The sequence below is a fragment of the Coprococcus intestinihominis genome (assembly GCF_040096555.1).
Lineage (GTDB): Bacteria > Bacillota > Clostridia > Lachnospirales > Lachnospiraceae > Coprococcus_A > Coprococcus_A intestinihominis.
The window spans coordinates 1-684 of sequence record NZ_JBBMEK010000513.1 but is presented as its reverse complement, the minus strand read 5'-3'; the positions used below and the strand labels follow the sequence as shown (position 1 = coordinate 684).

Genomic DNA, 684 nt, shown 5'->3' with positions numbered 1-684 from the left:
AGTTTTGTCGTTCAACCGCATATTTGCGGACACTGTTGATGACGATATGGGTATGAATATTACCGGAGCCATTGTGTCCATCCGTATGAGTGACTACCAATGCCTGATAGCCGGGAAAGTTTTTGCGGGCAAATTCCAGACAAAGAGCCTGGGCTTTTTCGCCGTTAAGTCCACATTCTGTTGTATCTGCCGGATCAAAACTGATGATGTAATGATGGCTTTTGATATCTCCTCTTTTCTGATTTTTGTGAAAAAACTGATTAGTCTTCTCGCACTCTTTGTCAAAAGACATCGGATCACAGTTTAGTCCATCCATATAAAATTCTTCCCGCAGGATCTTTCTGCCGGAATCATCCAGAACCGGTTTTCCTGTTTTTTCATTGTGTTGAAAAAGCAAATATTCCAGAGCATCAGAATAGTTCGCATTTCTGCTTTTAATGTGTTTGATTATGGCCATGTAATTCACCTGCCATTCGTAATACTTCTTTTCTCAAAGAGAACAGTTCGGAAATACATTGCCGGATTTCATCCTTTATTTCCTCAGACCATTCTCCGCCGGTGTTAAAATACCTTGCAATCTGATTGAGATTCGATCCGATTTTTCCGTATTCACTGACCAGCTTCCGAAGTTCATCCATGTCAGCTATTACCTCGATCGTGTTTGTAATTTCCTTTTCAAGAAGT

Annotated in this window: 2 protein-coding genes; both read right to left on the bottom strand. The window is 40.6% G+C overall.

Annotation, left to right across the window (positions count from 1 at the left end; translation table 11 throughout):
* A partial coding sequence (locus WMO25_RS18565) for a relaxase/mobilization nuclease domain-containing protein (protein WP_349086739.1) occupies positions 1 to 457 on the bottom strand: 457 nt, incomplete at its 3' end.
* Positions 435 to 684 (bottom strand): plasmid mobilization relaxosome protein MobC (mobC, locus tag WMO25_RS18560; protein ID WP_349086737.1); only part of this gene is annotated, 250 nt, incomplete at its 5' end. The genes WMO25_RS18565 and mobC, both read right to left, overlap by 23 nt.